We start from the raw sequence: 17,422 nt of genomic DNA, 5'->3' as shown, positions 1-17,422 counted from the left end.
CCCGAATATTGAAATAATCGGGAGACGAATAAAAATAAAACCTGACTTTACGTCAGGTTTTCAAAGTTGTCCAACCAAGATTCGAACTTGGACAAACAGGACCAGAATCTGTTGTGCTGCCATTACACCATTGGACAGTATTTTGACGGCACAAAACTACGTCTTTTTTTGTCTTCTCCCAAATAAATCTGAAAAAAATAGTGCCGAAAGACTGGCTTTCTGAGGGTGAGTCATACAAATCACTATATCGGTATAATAGAAGAGGCGGCCCGGTGAAATCGATCAAATAGCCATCCGAAATACCATTAGTAGGTAGTTTGCAATAATAATCCCTATTAATAGGGATTGTTGCAAATGGATTTTCCGTCTATGTTTGCACAATTATTTGATGTTTTTAGTGTTTATTTGTTAAAACTTGCTTTAGGGTGCTAATTATTAATTAATTTATGTGGGTTATGAAGTGTTTTTATATTGGGGTCTATTTTATGGTTGGCAATATTCTTTTCTCTAACGGGCAGACAATTTCCGGGATTGTGAAAGATTCTTCTGATGATACGCCTGTCGCGGGAGTAAATATCGTAATGCCTTCTCTAAAAAAAGGGACGGGGACAAATGCCCGGGGCGAATTCTTTTTTAAAAATGTTCCTGCCGGGGAATACGAACTTCATTTTTCGTTTGTGGGTATGAAAGATGTCATCAGGAAAGTGAAGGTTGAGGCAAACAAAGATCTGAAGCTGGAGGTTTATATGCAGATGGATATGAAATCCCTTGACCAGGTGGTCGTTGCAGCTAAAGGGGAGAGGAAAGAGATCCATGACGTGAAACGCCAGGGAACCCCGGTTGCCGTTATTGATGGGAAACAATTGGCAGGACGCGGGACTACGATCACGGAGGTGTTGAATCATCAGACAGGGGTAAAACTACGGCAAACAGGTGGTGTCGGTAACCAAACAAAAGTTAATATCCGGGGATTGGAAGGAAACCGGGTTCAGATCTACATGGACGGCTATGCCCTGAATACCCCGGATGGTAGTTTTTCCATTAATGATATTCCTTTGCAATTCATCGACCGTATCGAGATATACAAGGGGATTGTTCCGCCTGAATTCGGGGGAGATGGGTTAGGAAGTGCGATTAATGTGGTGACGATAGATGCCGAACACGGATATTATGATTTGTCGTATAGCTACCAGTCTTACGGCGTGCATAATCCTACGGCTTGTATTTCTCATTATTTTGATAAAGCAAATATGGCTTTTACTCTTTTCGCGGGAGGGACCTTTGCCAGAAATGATTACACGATCACTTCTCCCTATGTCAATGATTTGAAAATCAAACGGGATCATGACCGCTTGAAAATGGGGGAATTCGGGGCGACGCTTAAGTTTCCGGATCATTACTTCGACAAGGCCGAGTTGGAATTTGTCGGGTATTACAGTTATAAAGAAACCCAGGGTATACAAACGAATATCCGTCATGCCCGGACAAAAATCTGGACAGCCGGTGTAAACCCCAAGCTGGAGAAAAAACATTTTTTGTTCGGGAAGCTGGATTTGAAATTCAATGGGATGGTTACTTATACGCATACTGCTTTGATCGACACCTCGTCTTTCCTTTATGATTTTTATGGTGGCCGTGTTCCCAACACATATGGCGGAGAAGTGGGATATGTCCCGAATTTGTCGGATGACGGGATGATGGATTATCGTTATAACCTGAACTTGCAATATCATTTGATCCCGGACAGAATGCTGGTCAATATGAATAATGATTTCCGTTACGTGAGCAATGAAACCCGGGACACCGTTGCCGACCGGTTTCTGAAAAAGGATTATAGCGGTTTGAAATCGAATATATCGGGAATGATCAGTTCCGTCGCTTTACAGAACAAGTGGTTTCAAGGACGTTTGACATCGGTGCTGACGGGACGGCATTATTATTATCGTTTAGGGGGAAAAACAGTGAACCTGGCTTATCCGGGAGATGCCGTTCCGGCAGAGACGCATAAATCCGATCAGTATTGGGGGTATAGTCTTGCTTTGAAATACGATTTATCTTCTCATTGGCTGATGAAATTTGCCTTGGAACATAATTTCCGCCTTCCCCGTTACGAGGAGGCTTTGGGGGATCGTGTAACGACGCTGACAAGTACGGAGCTGAAAGCCGAACAAGCTAATAATTATAATCTGGGTATCATGTTCGACCGTTACTATAATGCAAATTCCCGTTTACAATTCGAGTCGAACGGGTATATCATGCAAGTGAAGAACATGATGTATCTGACCTCTGTTGTGGGGTATTCCAAATACCAGAATCTGGGCGAGGCTCTGTTGTACGGAGTGGACGGTGAAATCAAATGGGATATTGACCGTAACTGGTTTGTATCATTTAATGCTACCTGGCAGAAATCTTTGGATTATTCGAAATATATAGCGGGAACAAACACCGAGAGTGAGACCTATAAAATGCAATTGCCTCATATCCCGATTCTCTTTTTCAACTGGATGCTGGATTACCGGAAGGATAATCCCTTTGGTGGTAAAGGGCAGTATGCCAGGGCGTATTACGAGGGTGGTTACACGGATAAATATTATTATGGATATGAGCTTAGCCGCCATCAGGATTATAAGATACCTTCTGCTTGCCTGCACACGGTGGGGCTGGAGTACGGAATCATGAACCGGAAAGTTTTGTTTGGCGTGGAATGCCATAATCTGTTTGATACGGATGAGATGACTAATTTCAATTACCCGCTGGCGGGCCGGACGATCATGGCTAAAATTCGGTTTACAACCTTAAAATGGTAATGTGCCTGAGAATTTTAATTTGAAGTATATAAATAAAGTAAATCACAATGAAAAACAATTTCTTTATTCTGGGGGCTTTTCTGTGTACAGCCTTGTTTGTAACGTCATGTACGGATGACAACAAAGATGATGATGAAAATGAGGGTAAAGCATCGATTATCGTAGGTATTAACATGCAACCGCAGGCGGATATGGGATATATCGTACCTATACAGGATATGAAGGCCGGAACGATGTCTTTCGCAAATGCGGTTGAAACCAAAATTACTCCTTATCTGATGTCTTATCGTGATTGGGTATTCTACGTGCCTGGAACTTCGGAGGGTACGATTGTAAAATACTCCCGGCAAGATGATGGAACTTTGAAAGTGGAAGGACGTTTGGAAGTGGCGACGGCTGCTCCTATGTGTGCTTCTATCGCTTTCGTTTCGGCCACGAAAGCTTATGCATCCGCTCCGAACGATAACAAGATCATTATATTTAACCCGACGACCATGGTAAAAACAGGGGAAATTAATGTTGCCAGGCCTGAATACGGACTTGACGGAAGTAGTACTCCGAATCCGCTGGGGTTGATCCTGCGGGATGGGAAACTCTATGTCGGATGTGGAGAATTTGACCAGATGCCTATTTGTAAAAGTGGTGCGCATGTCCTGATCATTGATGAGGCTACCGATACGCCGGAAAAGATCATTCATGACACGAGACTTTCCGCGGCATCTATTTTTGATTGCGGTATGTTTATAGATGAAAAAGGGGATCTTTACGTGACTTGTTGGGGATCTTACGGTTATGTTCCGGATCAGAAATTCGGATTATTACGGATTAAAAAGGGGGCGACGGAATTTGATCCGGACTACTGTTTTAACATGACTGACATGAACGTGGAAGGAGTTCAAGGGGGCAAATTGCAGTATTCTATTTCTAACTTTTATGCCGGAAATGGAGAATTGTACGTCCTGGCTTATTGTCCGGCATTTGCCAGTGCCAGTCCTGATTACATCAACGAGAAAACGAACTACTGTTTGAAAGCCGATTTATATCATTGTACGATGAAAGCGTTGAATCTTCCTCGCACGAATGGATATAGTTGTGCTATAAATAAATACGGGGATGACATCCTTTTTGGTTTGGCAACGGAACAAAATGGAACGGGAATTTTCACCTATAATCGTAAAACAGATCAATGTAGTTCTGCTCCGGTTGTGAAAACGCAGGGAACCCTTATGGACATACTTGTGTTTGAATAATATCTGTACTTATCAAGTACCTGGGGCTTTCCACTTTTCATGAACCGGAAAGCCCTCTTTTTTAGGTGATATTTGGGTGTGAAACAACAAGAATTTAGGATTGATTCATATAAATAAAAAACCTGATGTGAAATCAGGTTTTCGAAGTTGTCCAACCAAGATTCGAACTTGGACAAACAGGACCAGAATCTGTTGTGCTGCCATTACACCATTGGACAGTGTTGTTTTTTATGACGGCACAAAAGTAATACTTTATTTAAATATCACAAAGAAAAACCGGTATATTTTATGATTTTTTGATATTCCATTCACTACCGTAAATGAAAGTGAGCATACTGAGATCGTCGGATAGTTCGTGTGATTTGATATGTGACTGAATATCATTGATTATCGAACGGATAAATTCGCGGGGGTGTAGTTCCTGATTTTGAGTCACTATCTCCAAAAGACGTTCCCGGGTATAAAATTCGTTCTTTTCATTTTCTGCATCCGTAATGCCGTCGGTATATAGTAATATACCCGAGCCGCTCACGAATCGGTAGGTGTACTCCTGATAATCATGATTTTTTAGGATACCTAAAGGAAGATCGGATTGCATTTCAAAGAAAGCTACTGTCCGATCCGGACTTGTCAGTACCGGAGGAGTGTGACCTGCATTGCAATATTTCATTACTCCGGTTCGGAGATCCAGCATTCCGATGAAGAAGGTCACAAACATATCGGCTTCATTCCTTTCAGCAATACTATTATTTAACGAATAAGCAATCTGTGACGGAGAATTGCTGCCTGAGGAAAGCGTACGTAGCAGACTGATGGTAGAGGCCATCAGAAGCGAAGCAGGAATCCCTTTTCCCGATACATCGCCGATAGCAAAAAAGAGGGTGTTCTCATGGATAAAGAAGTCGTATAAATCACCACCGACTTGACGGGCCGGATAGAGTACTGCATAAAGGCCTATTTCATGACCGGGAAAAGGAGGAAAATTTTTGGGAAGCATACTCATTTGAATATCATGTGCTATGCGTAGCTCACTTTCTATTTTCTCTTTAGCTGCTATAGTCGTTTCCAGGTTTTTCATATATTTTGAAAGCTTTTCCTGCATTTCACTGAAAGCATTATAAAGATCCAGCATTTCATCTTGGGTGTGGATGACCGGTAGAGTTATGTTGAAATTTCCCTCCGCAATGGAATGCGTGGAAGCTGCGAATATTTTTAAAGGTCTCGTAATTTTACGAACGGTTGTAGTACAGATAATCACCAGGAGAGCCAGAAATAATACCGAAGAAAGAATGATGATCCAAGTGAATCGGTGTAATTTGTCGAAAATATGAGAATAAGGAAACAAGGTAGCCATATTCCACTCTGTGCCGAGGATGGGTGTAAAATAGATGTAATATTTTACATGATTGTTGACAAATACTCCTTTCCCTTTTTGCCCCTGCATCATGAGATGCGCCAACTTTGAAGCATTGGTGTCCTGAAGGATTTCCGCTTCATGAAGGATATCTTTATCCAGATCCGTGAAAAAGTCGTTTCCCGGATGAAGTATATACCTTCCTTCCCGATTGACTATAATGCTATAACTGTCTTCATAGGGTTTGACCGAGTCGATCAGCTCGGTCAGCCAATTCAAAGAGAGGTCGACCGAAAAAATACCGATTACATTATTTTTGGGGTCCCGGAGCGGTACCGAATAGGTGGAGGTCAGAATATCGTTGGACGAAAGTTCGTGGTAAGGACGACTCCAGCGGGAGACATTCCTTTCTTTTGAGATCCGGTACCAATTTTTTTGATAGTAATCGTATTTCGGGTCGATTTGTGTGGTGACGACACTATCGCCACTCATGTATGAATAAGGAGCGAAATAATACCCTTTATCCGGAAAATAATAGGGTTCGAAAGCTATAGCACATCCGAAGATCTCATAATTGTTCAAAACGACCTGCCGGGTAATCGCATAAATCGAATCGGCATGAGTAACATAGGAAGGGATAATCCAGCTGAGATTTTCAGGGATCTTTTCTATCGTCCTCAATAAACGAGTCACTTTAAGATTGATTTTTTCCGCCGATTCGTCGATTTTCAGGTAAGCTTGGTGCTCGATCGCTCTGGAGGAATAGTGATAGAATAAGCAAAAACCGATTCCCCATAATAGAAATGCCGACGAAATAAGGTATATATTGAGTTTCGCTGCAAAGGAATGGTTGATCTGTTTAAACATATTTACCTTTCTTTTGCCTGCAAATATAATTATAATCATAACAAAAGCTGCCCGGAACAGAGCAGCTTTTGTTATTTAATTATTGTTTTTTAGACTTCTTTTAATGCTAAAAGAAATTTTATTATTTCGTGGCATTCTCCAAACGTTTCATCATCATAAAGATGAATAATGCAGAGATCAGACACAAAACGATGAGGATAGACCATAATGCCCATAATGGCATGTGACCCCAAAGCATACCGATGATAGAAACCAGATAGTTACCGACTGCAGTTGCTCCGAACCATAAACCCATCATCAAACCTTTGTATTTTGGAGGGGCTACTTTCGATACGAATGAAATACCCATAGGTGAAAGAAACAATTCGGCAAAGGTTAATACCAGGTAGGTATTGATCAAAACAGAAGGAGATACGAGTAAATCATTAGCTACAACAATCGCTCCGTCAGGATTGGGAGTGGGAAGTCCCATAGAAGACAGAGCCATCACGGTAAATCCTAAAGCTGCGATAAACATACCGATACCGATTTTACGGGGTGCCGAAGGTTCGCTGCCTCGCTTGGCCAAAGCTCCGAATACAGCAAGAGATACAGGGGTCAGAGCAACAACGAAGAACGGATTGAAGTGCTGGAACATCTGAGGAAGAACTTCAATGAAAGAACCCGGTGCTAACGACAGATATTTGTAGACTAATATGCTGACAGAAATAACTGCGACAACTGCCGATATCAGTTTGGATTTAGCTTCTTTGGACTGGAACAGAGAGAACAAACTATAAATCAAAGTAATCACGAATACCAGGTTGAAAACATTAAAGCTCATACCTATAGCGCCATCGGCGGTTCTGGCTGTATAATCACGGGCAAAGAAAGTAAGGGTAAGGCCGTTTTGGTGGAAAGCCATCCAGAAGAAGATCACTACGGCGAATACCAGTACGAGAGCGGTAATGCGGGATCTGGTTTGTTCCGGAGTTAATTCGACAATATTTTCTTGTTTTCCGCTTGCTGCAGCTTGTTTGGTATTGATATCTGCATGTTTGAAGGTACTCTTGAATACCTGATAGATCAACATAGATACAATCAGAGATATACAAGCCACTGCGAAACCATAGTGGTAAGAAAGTGATAATTCGTCGATGTATTTATGAGCGAATGTTGCCAGATCTCCGTTGAATGCGGAAGCTTGTGACTGTGCGAAATGAGTCAGGGTGTCCAGGGAATTAGCTGCCATTTGCTGGCCTTTTTCCAGATATTCGTGGCAAAGTGCAGGTATATCACCTTGGTATTTAAGGCCTGCTTTCGCCATGAAATTTTCTGTGATTTTTGAAGCGGCTGTCGGAGCAAAAAGAGCACCGATATTGATCGCCATATAAAATAAACTGAATGCTGTGTCCCGTTTGTCTGAATATTTAGGATCGTCGTAAAGGTTTCCTACCATTACCTGGAGATTACCTTTGAATAATCCGGTACCTAATGCGATCAGGAAAAGAGCCCCGAACATAGCGGCAACTCCAAAAGCATCCCCTCCGGTAGGAATAGCAAGACAGGTATAACCGGCAAACATGACGATGATACCTGCTGTTACCATTTTACCATAACCGAATTTATCGGCCAGGATACCCCCTAAGATGGGTAAAAAATAAACTAAGGCTAAGAAACCCGCAAAAATGTTTGATGTAGCTGCTGAACTGAAGCCAAATTTTGCTTGCAGGAAAAGTGTAAAGATTGCAAGCATCGTGTAATACCCGAAACGTTCTCCTGTGTTTGCAAGAGCCAGGGCATACAATCCTTTAGGTTGGTTTTGAAACATAATATTATAAATTAAATTAGTAGGTTAAAAACAAAAGTCCCCGGGGCAATGAATGCTTAGAGGACTTTGTTGTTTTAGAGCGTTGTTATTATTTTGTGACTCTTTCAAGCCATTTAACCATACCCAACATAACTCCCATGGACACGAGACATACAATAAAGAATACTGTCCAGCATTGCCAGATCGGCCATGCATTATACATGAGCGGGCCAATCCAAAGCAACAGGTTACCAAGAGCCGTAGCCGCCAACCACAGACCCTGACACAGACCTAGCATACTTTTAGGTGCTACTTTCGATACGAAAGACAGTCCCAGCGGAGAGATAAACAATTCAGCAACCGTCAGGAAGAAATAGGTTGCAATCAAAACCCACCAATGAGCTTTGTTTGCCATTTGTTCTGCAATGGGTAATAATTTGAAGTCGTTTGCGGAGGGATAACCCTTTATCAGAGAAAAAACGGCAAGGAACAAGAATGCCGTTCCTGCAATGAACATACCGATTGCAATTTTGCGGGGAGTTGAAATTTCTTTACCGCGTTTTGCTAATCCTCCGAAAATGGCCATGATGACAGGTGTCAGCGCAATTACGAAGAACGGATTGATTGCTTGCCATACTTCTGGTGCAACGGCCGACGAATCTACGAAATCACGGGCAAAGAATGATAAGGACATACCATTCTGGTGAAACGAGAACCAGAAAAAGATAACGATACCCAATACAGCGAACAGCGCATACATTCTTTGTTTGATTTCTTTCGCCATAGCAGCTTTTTCTTCTGGTGTGTAACTTACATTTTGAGCTGCAATTTTCTTTGCAGGAGTAGGAAATGTTTTTTGAGAGACGAAGAAAATAATGAGAGAAATCAGCATCGCGGCAACAGATGCAATGAATGAATAGTGGATACCTTCATTGAAAATCTGTAAATATTGAGCGCAAGAAACGGTCAAGTCAACAATGGAACCTCCGGCTGAAGTTATTAATTGTTGCAAGTTCGCCAATGCTTCGGGAGCCATGGCAGCGGCGTTGTTGATATATTCATGGCAAAGTGCCGGAAGTTGTGCATTGTAAGTGAAACCGTTTACACCCAACCACCACTGGCGTAATACCGGTGCAATGAATGGAGCGATCAATCCACCCACATTAATAAATACATAAAAAATCTGGAATCCGGAGTCCCGTTTGTCTTTTGCGATTTTGAGGGCCTCCGGGCCTTTCTTGGCAGCTTCGGCTTCGAAATTATCATACATCTGGCCGACAATTGCCTGCAGATTTCCTTTGAACAAACCGTTTCCGAATGCAATCAGGAAAAGTGCAAAACAGGTAAGGGTCAGCAACCAGGTGGTGTTGGCTGCCGTAGCAAGAATTGGAATGGAAAGAATAATGTATCCGGTGGCCATTACAACAAGACCTGTTTTAATAGTTCCTTTGTAATTTTGAGTGCGGTCAGCAATCAGACCTCCGACAAGACTTAAAATATATATGCCAGCATAAAAGAATGAGTAAATAGTACCACTGGCGGCTTCGCTTAAACCAAATTTAGAACACAGGAACAACACCAATACGGCATTCATGATATAGTAGCCGAAGCGTTCTCCCATATTACTCAGAGCTGCAGTAAGCAACCCCTTAGGATGATTTTTAGACATAGATAATGTATTTAAGTTAATATTAATCCACTTCGGTCGCAAATGTAAGAATATTTCCGTATTTTTCGTCTTTAAAACGATTGAGTTAATGTTATGGAAAAGTTAAATAAAGTTTTTCGAACGGCTCAGCTGGCTGCGATTGATAAATATACAATTGAGCATGAGCCGGTAAGCTCTTTGGATTTGATGGAACGGGCTGCCGGGATTTGGACAGATCGTTTTTTGAAAATTTTCACTGAAGTTGCAGGAGTGGTCGTGATTGCCGGGAATGGGAATAATGGTGGCGATGGATATGCGATTGCCAGATTATTGAATCGGCGGGGAGTGCCGGTCAGAGTATTCCGGATTGCCGGGACCCAGGATAGAAGCCCCGATTGTGAGGCGAATTATCGGCGTTGGTTGACCAGGGGAAAGGTGGAAGAATTAAAGCAGGCCGATGATTTGGTGTTACAGAAGGGAGAAATCGTGATCGATGCTATTTTCGGATCGGGGCTGAATCGTCCGGTAACCGGTTTGGCAGCCCGGATTATCAAGCAAATGAATGCTTCTGTTAACCGGGTGGTGGCTGTCGATATTCCTTCCGGGTTGGCAGGGGAGGATAATACCTGGAACGATCCCGAAACCATTGTTTGTGCAGAGTATACCTTCACTTTTCAGTTCCCGAAGTTAGCCTTTATGCTGGCGGAGAATGAAAAATATGTCGGCCGGTGGGAAGTGCTGGATATCGGCTTACATCCTGAAATCATCGCTCGGCAACCGACCGATTGGTTTTATACGACAGAAGATACGGTAAAAGCGATTTTACCTCCTTCGCCGGTTTTTGCTCATAAAGGTACTAATGGGAAAGGACTGTTGATCGCCGGCAGTTATGGGATGATGGGGGCGGCTGTTTTGGGGGCTAAAGCGGCTGTACGCTCGGGTATCGGTTTGTTGTACTGTCATATTCCGGGTAAAGGAATCGAGGTGATACAGACGACTGTGCCGGAAGCGATTCCTGATCCGGATGAATCGGCCGAACGGTTTTCTGCCGTCTGTAAACTGAGAGATTACGATGCGATTGCTGTCGGACCTGCTATAGGGCAAGGACCGGAGACTGTCGGTGGATTGGAAAAATTATTACGTACCTGGAGAGGGACGACGATTCTGGATGCAGATGCGCTGAATATTATAGCGGAACACCGGGAGTTATTGGATTTACTCCATGAAGGCTGTATTCTTACTCCGCATATGAAAGAATTTGAAAGATTAGCAGGAAAAAGTGTAAATGATTTTGAGAGATTAAATAAATTAAGCATTTTTGCAAATCAATATCGGGTGCATATCGTGTTGAAAGGAGCTCATTCCGTTATCGCTACTCCGGATCGCCGGCTTTTCTTCAATATGAGTGGTAATCCGGGAATGGCTAAAGGCGGGGCGGGGGATGTTTTAACAGGAGTGCTGCTGGCTTTGGCTGCCAATAAATTGAATTTATTGGATTTGCTCCGGATAGGAGTTTTTGCCCATGGGCTGGCCGGCGATTGTGTCGCGGAAAAAGAAGGCCGGAGAGGATGTTGTGCCGGAATGATAGCCGAGAGGATGGGAGAGGCCTGGAAAAGATTAGAAAAATAATAACAATTACTATGAAAAGAGTTTTTATTGTATCGTTAATGTTGGTGGTTTGTCTGGCTGCCGCAGCTCAAAAAAAGAAAGAACTGACTACGTTAGTGAACGTAAATTATACTTTACCTAAAGTAGCCTATGAAGTAGAGGTCATCTTGGAATGCGAACGTTTTGTTCCCGGACCCTATCAGAATTATGCCGAGAAAGAATTGGGAATCCGTCCTGAAGCGACACAAGTCTCCGAAAAATGGGCCATAAAAAAAATAAATGTTCTTCCACAGTATATTCCGGATGAAAAGGCGGTGTATTCTGTTTCTGCCAACGGGGATTATTGGCCGGTGACACTGAGCCTTAGTGCTGAAGGTTTTCTGGCAGGTATCGCTGCCGGTAAAGGGGAAGTTTTCAATGAAAAAAAAGAGATGAAGTATATCGCCGAGGCCTTGGGGGACGAAGAGAGGATCGATATCATGAAACTGAATACTTATAATCAGCTGAAAGAAGTGTTGGATACCAATTATACTTATCAGGAGGTGGACGGTGAGATGAAGAGAATTTGGGATCCGATCGTACATTATGCTGTTAAGACCGATGCTGACAATGTAAAAGAAGCAGTAAGTGAGATTTTCCGGATTCGCTCGGAAAGAGTAAAATTATTGGGAGCCGAAAATAATGTTCCTGATGGAAAATATTTAGAGATCATATTGAAAGAATTCGATCGGATGGAAAAAAACTACCTGAGTCTTTTCTTAGGTAAAAGAGAAACTGTCAAGGTAAAACGGGTATTCCAGTGTATTCCGGAAAAGGCTAACGAACCGGTTGTCGCTTTCCGGTTTTCTGAACAAAACGGAGTGACAGATACGAAAAATGTTGCCGCTCAGGCTTATTTTCTGAAGATTGAAGAGGCTGTGGTTCCGGCTTCGTCACCGGTGAGTGGAGGAGGTGAAGCGGCTGCTGTTTATTATAGGGTACCTGCTACAGCTACGTTGAAGTTACTGAAAGGGAAAGAAGAAATAATGAGTTATCCTGCTATTGTTCCTCAATTGGGAGAAATTAAGAAATTTCCTGTGGATGTGATTAGTAGCGAAGGGTTGATGCTGGAATTTTATCCGCAGTTCGGATCCTTGAAAAGTATTCGGAAAAAATAATCGCTGATACAGGCTATCTGTATTGGTATTAGTACTTGAATTATGTCGTGGTGGAATAACTGGTATGTGAGTTTTTTGAGTTGGCGGGTACGCCATATCAAAGAAAGGAATTTTATCGTCATCCTGAGTCTTCTGGTAGGTATTATCACCGGACTGGCCGGGGTATTCCTGAAAAATTCCGTCCATTATACCCACCAGTTTCTGACCGAGCGTTTGCAGATAGATAGCGGAAGTTTGTTGTTTTTTATTCTTCCTTTTATAGGGATTTGGTTGACCTCCCTGTTTGTTCGTTATTTTGTGAGGGAAGATATCAGTCATGGAGTGACAAAGGTATTATATGCGATTTCCCGGCGTAATAGTATGATCAAACCTCATAATAACTACTCCTCTATGATTGCCAGTACAATTACGATTGGCTTTGGAGGATCGGTGGGAACGGAAGCGACGATTGTACTGACCGGTGCTTCCATCGGTTCGAATATGGCCCGTTTTTTCCACATGAACTACAAGGTGATGACCTTGATGATCGGGTGTGGGGCTGCCGGGGCTATCGCCGGAATTTTCAAAGCTCCGATTGCCGGTATCGTATTTACCCTGGAGGTACTGATGCTGGATCTGACGATGGCTTCCTTGGTGCCTTTGATGATTGCTGCCATTTCATCTTACGTTATTGTATATTTTCTGATGGGCGAAGGGGTGGTCCTCGAATTCGCCGTACACGAACATTTTGCCTTGGCTAATGTGCCGTATTATATTATTCTGGGGATATTGTGTGGATTGGTTTCTGTATATTTTATCCGGACGAATATCCGAATCGAGAAATTTATTACCGGGATAAAGAACCAATTCAAAAGAATTTTGGTAGGAGGAGCATTATTGGGCTTGCTGATCTATATTTTTCCGCCTCTCTACGGTGAAGGTTACTCTTCTTTGGAAGCTTTGCTGACCGATAATGCAGATGCACTGTTGAACAATACCTATTTTTTCGATTTCCGGAACTATGCATTCGTCGTTGTTTTGTATGTGATCGGTTTGGTATTTATCAAAGTAGTAGCTACAGCTTTCACCAACGGTAGTGGGGGGGTTGGAGGTGTTTTCGCTCCCAGTTTGTTCACTGGGGGAGTTACCGGATTCCTGATTGCTTACCTGATCAATATGACCGGAGTGATCACGGTTCCTGTCAGTTATTTTGTATTGGCAGGTATGGCGGGGGTGATGTCGGGTGTCATGAATTCTCCGTTGACAGCTATGTTCCTGATCGCTGAGATTACCAGTGGCTATAGTTTGCTGGTGCCCTTGATGATAACCTCGGTGACGGCCCATTTAACGGGGCGGGGCATGGAGCCTTACTCTATTTATGCACGTCGGCTGGCTATGAAAGGAGATCTGATTACCCATAATAAAGATAAAGCCGTGCTGACTTTGATGAAGCTGAATAAAGTCATCGAGACCGACTTACAGACGATATCCATAGAGGCTACTTTGGGGGATCTGGTGAAAAAAGTTTCCCGTTCCAGTAGAAATATTTTCCCGGTGATCGATGAAAACGAAGCATTGCTGGGGATTGTATTGCTGGACGATATCCGTAAGATCATGTTCAATCAGGATTTGTACAATGTCACCTTTGTCCGCGACTTTATGACAACTCCACCTACGATTGTCGATGTGACGGATTCGATGGACCTGGTTATGAAAAAATTTGAAGATACAGGAGCCTGGAATTTACCTGTGATCGAGGAAGGAAGATATATCGGGTTTGTTTCGAAAGCAAAGATATTCAACACTTACAGAAGGGTGCTTCAACATTTTTCCGACGAATAATAGAATCATATGGATCAACATTCAAAATTGGGGTATCGGGAAGGACTCGTTTCCGTTATTCTGAATCTACTCTTGTTTGTTTTAAAATATTATGCCGGTATTGCGTCGGCCTCGCTTGCTTTAATTGCCGATGCCTGGCATACCCTTTCAGATTCCCTGACTTCTTTGGTCGTAATCTTTGGAATTAAATTATCCTCGAAGAAACCGGATAAGGAGCATCCGTTCGGACACGGCCGCTGGGAACAAATCTCTGCATTGATTATCGCTATTCTGTTGGCTTTGATCGGAGTAGAGTTTATGAAAGACGCTATCGCAAAATTGAGGGGACATGAGGCGGCTGATTTCGGTTGGTTGGCTTATCTGGCTACGGTTGCTTCGATTGTCTTAAAAGAAGGATTGGCCCGCTATGCTTTTTATATCGCCCGTAAAACCGGTAACGCTGCTGTAAAAGCGGACGGATGGCATCACCGGAGCGATGCTTTATCGTCACTGATGGTTTTGGCCGGACTTTTTCTCAGCCCCTATTTCTGGTGGATCGACAGTGTATTGGGCATGTTGATATCTTTCATGTTATTCTATGCTGCCTATGGGATTATTCGCGAAGCAGTAAATAAAATTTTAGGAGAAGAGCCTTCGGAAGAAGTGATCGGGAAAGTAGAACAGATCGTGAAAGCTGAAATGGGAAATGTGGCTTATCCGCATCATTACCACATTCATCATTATGGGGACCATATCGAATTCACTTTTCATATCCAAGTGCCCGGGGAAGAGACCGTGGAGGAAGCTCATAGAAAAGCTACCCTTATCGAAATGCAGATAAAAACAGAATTGAAGATCGATGCGACTATCCATATCGAACCCTTGAAAATGTAACTTTATAAACCCTTCTATCGTTGTAAAACTAGATTATAAATCACCCGCTAACCGGCTCTGTCAGGAGAAGCAGGGGAGATTAGATGTGGAAATCGCAAATCTAAAATTGGGGGCTACTATTAATTTAGTTGTTTTATACTTGTATATTACCAAAAAAAACTTACTTTTGCGAAAATTTTATGGGAACGCTAAAAAAACTATATAGCTATGTATTGGACACTGGAACTTGCTTCAAAATTGGAAGATGCACCATGGCCTGCATCTAAAGATGAATTAATCGATTACGCAATTCGTTCGGGAGCGCCTATGGAAGTTATCGAAAATCTTCAGGATATAGAGGATGATGAAGAAATTTTCGAAAGTATTGAAGACATTTGGCCTGACTATCCCAGTAAAGATGATTTCTTCTTCAACGAGGACGAGTATTGACGGCTTATAAGTAAGCTAAATTATTAAATTACAGCGCGATAAACAATGAAAATTTGTTTGTCGCGCTGATGTTTTATGGTGTTATATGGTGCGGTTTGTTTGTCTAAATTGCGGTTTTTCTTCTCAAAAACTGGGTTTGTTTGTCTAAAATACATTACCTTTGCTTCTCCTCAGGAATATTGAATTGGGAGGAAAAGCATATGGGAAGACCGAAAAGACTATATCCATTGGGCAAATATCGCCTTCGCACGCCGAAAGTGGTTGACAAGGAAAAAGCCTATCCTGTCGAGTTGGAATACACTTGGAACAGGCAGGTAATCCGTAAGACAACGAATGTCTTTGTCAAGGTTGCGGACTGGAACCAGAACGGTAATCAGGGACGAGGTGAAATACGTGCAAGTCATGGCGGTGAATCCAAACGACTTAACCAGTTATTGCTGGCACGTGTTGAACGTATAGATTCGCTACTTGCCGAATATAACGAAAAACATCCTAATCAGATAACCGTTGATGTCGTATCCGGCTTTCTTGCGGACAAACCTCTTGCGCGTCGTGATCAAGGGAAGGACTTCGTAGAGTTTACATTGGAACGTCTTTCTTCAGACTATGCAAGAAACAGAATCGGAAGGAGCCGGTATGAAAACGGAAAGAGCTGCATGAATATATTCCAGACATTTCTGAGGGCTACCCGACAGGGAACCTATCGTTCTGACAGTATTTATGTAGGCGATATGACTCCGGAGCTGTTAGACAGCTATATATCATGGCGCAGGGAAATCAAGCAGAACAGTGATGCCACTATCAACCACTCTTTGACTCCGATTCTAAAAGCGTGTGCATACGCCTGTGAAATGGGGATGATGGAACCTGCCGTCAATGCAAGGATTCAGGATATGCGCATTGTAACTAAGGTATCGCTTTCTGAAGAAGAAGCAGAGTTTGACGGCAAAAGTCTCAGTAAGGAACAGATGGCGGCATTGCTTGAATATTACAAGACCTGTACAGAACCGCGCAGAAAAGAATTTCTGGAAATGTTCTTCTTTGCGTTCCACGCCTGCGGTCTCCGTGTAGTGGATGTGATGACCCTGCAATGGAAACATATCGACTTCGCAAGGAAAGAGTTGCGGAAGATTATGATAAAGACAAACAAACGACATGTCATACCGCTTACTGAACCTGCATTACATATCTTACAGCAATGGCGGGAAAAACGTGAGGGATGCCGGTATGTGTTCAACCTTGTAAAAGAGACTTTGGATTTGGATGATGCGGAGGCACTGTACAAAGCCCGTAACAATGCCACTAAATGCATTAATCAGTCACTGGCCGTTGTCGGTGAGCAGATCGGCCTTCCGTTCAGTCTCTCGATGCACGCTGCCCGTCACTCGTTTGCGGTTTTTGCGCTGAACAAGGGATTATCCATGTCGGTAGTCAGCCGTCTGCTCGGACATAGCAGCACGGATATTACAGAGAAGGTTTATGCCCGTTTCCTGCCGGAGACGCTGTCGGCGGAGGTGGCAAAACTAAGCGGAGAATTAATCAACTTGACTATATAATCACTGTGAAAAGATAAAGAAACATGATATCATTGCCATTTCGAGTTGCATGTATCCTGATAGCAGGATTCCTTATTGTACTGGCTGTAACCTATATATACAAGTTAAACAGCCGTAAGGTATTCTGGGGTGTAGGGCTCACTGCCATTATCGGTATCCTCATCCTTCTTGGATTAGGGGTGCTTCGTCCATCTTGGGGAACAGAAACCGGCACGGCTGTCATTGTGGGAATCAGTACCGCTATCGGATGTGCAATAACGCTG

The 17,422-nt window shown here is 42.9% G+C and carries 11 protein-coding genes, 2 tRNA genes and 1 pseudogene; 9 read left to right on the top strand and 5 right to left on the bottom strand.

What is annotated here, in order from left to right; translation table 11 throughout:
* Positions 1-66 precede the first annotated feature (66 nt).
* Positions 67-137: transfer RNA gene (locus AC5RDS_RS09775), tRNA-Gln, on the bottom strand.
* 318 nt (positions 138-455) lie between these two features.
* Between AC5RDS_RS09775 and AC5RDS_RS09770 the strand changes: the two genes are divergently transcribed.
* Positions 456-2,807 (top strand): TonB-dependent receptor, encoded by a 2,352-nt coding sequence (locus AC5RDS_RS09770; protein ID WP_215658480.1) that lies wholly within the window; start codon positions 456-458, stop codon positions 2,805-2,807.
* A gap of 47 nt (positions 2,808-2,854) precedes the next feature.
* Positions 2,855-4,057 (top strand): YncE family protein, encoded by a 1,203-nt coding sequence (locus tag AC5RDS_RS09765; protein WP_013611307.1) that lies wholly within the window; start codon positions 2,855-2,857, stop codon positions 4,055-4,057.
* Positions 4,058-4,204: 147 nt separating this feature from the next.
* Here the strand turns inward: AC5RDS_RS09765 and AC5RDS_RS09760 are convergent.
* The 4 genes from AC5RDS_RS09760 to AC5RDS_RS09745 form a co-directional block, all read right to left on the bottom strand.
* Positions 4,205-4,275, bottom strand: a tRNA-Gln gene (locus tag AC5RDS_RS09760).
* Between the two features lie 68 nt (positions 4,276-4,343).
* Entirely contained in the window at positions 4,344-6,278 is a 1,935-nt protein-coding gene (locus AC5RDS_RS09755) for a SpoIIE family protein phosphatase (protein ID WP_215658481.1), read from the bottom strand.
* Positions 6,279-6,399: 121 nt separating this feature from the next.
* Positions 6,400-8,088, bottom strand: a complete 1,689-nt coding sequence (locus AC5RDS_RS09750; protein ID WP_013611305.1) for a peptide MFS transporter — start codon at positions 8,086-8,088, stop codon at positions 6,400-6,402.
* 88 nt (positions 8,089-8,176) lie between these two features.
* Positions 8,177-9,736 (bottom strand): peptide MFS transporter, encoded by a 1,560-nt coding sequence (locus AC5RDS_RS09745; protein WP_013611304.1) that lies wholly within the window; start codon positions 9,734-9,736, stop codon positions 8,177-8,179.
* Positions 9,737-9,829: 93 nt separating this feature from the next.
* Here AC5RDS_RS09745 and AC5RDS_RS09740 point away from each other — a divergent pair, with 93 nt between their 5' ends.
* The 7 genes and pseudogenes from AC5RDS_RS09740 to AC5RDS_RS09710 form a co-directional block, all read left to right on the top strand.
* Positions 9,830-11,344: a bifunctional ADP-dependent NAD(P)H-hydrate dehydratase/NAD(P)H-hydrate epimerase gene (locus AC5RDS_RS09740; RefSeq protein WP_013611303.1), complete on the top strand. Its 1,515-nt coding sequence runs from the start codon at positions 9,830-9,832 to the stop codon at positions 11,342-11,344.
* Positions 11,345-11,355: 11 nt separating this feature from the next.
* Positions 11,356-12,480, top strand: coding sequence for a DUF4831 family protein (locus AC5RDS_RS09735; protein WP_368317987.1), 1,125 nt, complete (start codon positions 11,356-11,358; stop codon positions 12,478-12,480).
* 42 nt (positions 12,481-12,522) lie between these two features.
* Positions 12,523-14,301: a chloride channel protein gene (locus tag AC5RDS_RS09730; protein ID WP_013611301.1), complete on the top strand. Its 1,779-nt coding sequence runs from the start codon at positions 12,523-12,525 to the stop codon at positions 14,299-14,301.
* A gap of 9 nt (positions 14,302-14,310) precedes the next feature.
* Positions 14,311-15,174 (top strand): cation diffusion facilitator family transporter, encoded by an 864-nt coding sequence (locus tag AC5RDS_RS09725; RefSeq protein ID WP_217778123.1) that lies wholly within the window; start codon positions 14,311-14,313, stop codon positions 15,172-15,174.
* Positions 15,175-15,381: 207 nt separating this feature from the next.
* Positions 15,382-15,603 carry a DUF2795 domain-containing protein gene (locus AC5RDS_RS09720; protein WP_009135471.1) on the top strand — a complete coding sequence of 74 codons (222 nt, stop codon included), beginning with the start codon at positions 15,382-15,384 and terminating at the stop codon, positions 15,601-15,603.
* A gap of 200 nt (positions 15,604-15,803) precedes the next feature.
* Positions 15,804-17,159, top strand: a complete 1,356-nt coding sequence (locus AC5RDS_RS09715) for a site-specific integrase (RefSeq protein WP_013611299.1) — start codon at positions 15,804-15,806, stop codon at positions 17,157-17,159.
* A gap of 23 nt (positions 17,160-17,182) precedes the next feature.
* Positions 17,183-17,422, top strand: a pseudogene (locus tag AC5RDS_RS09710) (hypothetical protein); the annotation flags it as partial.

The organism is Odoribacter sp., from assembly GCF_985060555.1.
Note: the sequence above shows the minus strand (reverse complement) of the source record. Positions and strands in the feature narration are given on the sequence as shown.

Excerpts from the sequence above, each read along its gene's own strand:
- AC5RDS_RS09735 (WP_368317987.1), top strand. The coding sequence starts at position 11,356 with ATGAAAAGAGTTTTTATTGTATCGTTAATGTTGGTGGTTTGTCTGGCT.
- AC5RDS_RS09725 (WP_217778123.1), top strand. The coding sequence starts at position 14,311 with ATGGATCAACATTCAAAATTGGGGTATCGGGAAGGACTCGTTTCCGTT.
- AC5RDS_RS09755 (WP_215658481.1), bottom strand. The coding sequence starts at position 6,278 with ATGTTTAAACAGATCAACCATTCCTTTGCAGCGAAACTCAATATATAC.
- AC5RDS_RS09750 (WP_013611305.1), bottom strand. The coding sequence starts at position 8,088 with ATGTTTCAAAACCAACCTAAAGGATTGTATGCCCTGGCTCTTGCAAAC.
- AC5RDS_RS09730 (WP_013611301.1), top strand. The coding sequence starts at position 12,523 with ATGTCGTGGTGGAATAACTGGTATGTGAGTTTTTTGAGTTGGCGGGTA.
- AC5RDS_RS09770 (WP_215658480.1), top strand. The coding sequence starts at position 456 with ATGAAGTGTTTTTATATTGGGGTCTATTTTATGGTTGGCAATATTCTT.
- AC5RDS_RS09740 (WP_013611303.1), top strand. The coding sequence starts at position 9,830 with ATGGAAAAGTTAAATAAAGTTTTTCGAACGGCTCAGCTGGCTGCGATT.
- AC5RDS_RS09745 (WP_013611304.1), bottom strand. The coding sequence starts at position 9,736 with ATGTCTAAAAATCATCCTAAGGGGTTGCTTACTGCAGCTCTGAGTAAT.
- AC5RDS_RS09715 (WP_013611299.1), top strand. The coding sequence starts at position 15,804 with ATGGGAAGACCGAAAAGACTATATCCATTGGGCAAATATCGCCTTCGC.
- AC5RDS_RS09765 (WP_013611307.1), top strand. The coding sequence starts at position 2,855 with ATGAAAAACAATTTCTTTATTCTGGGGGCTTTTCTGTGTACAGCCTTG.
- AC5RDS_RS09720 (WP_009135471.1), top strand. The coding sequence starts at position 15,382 with ATGTATTGGACACTGGAACTTGCTTCAAAATTGGAAGATGCACCATGG.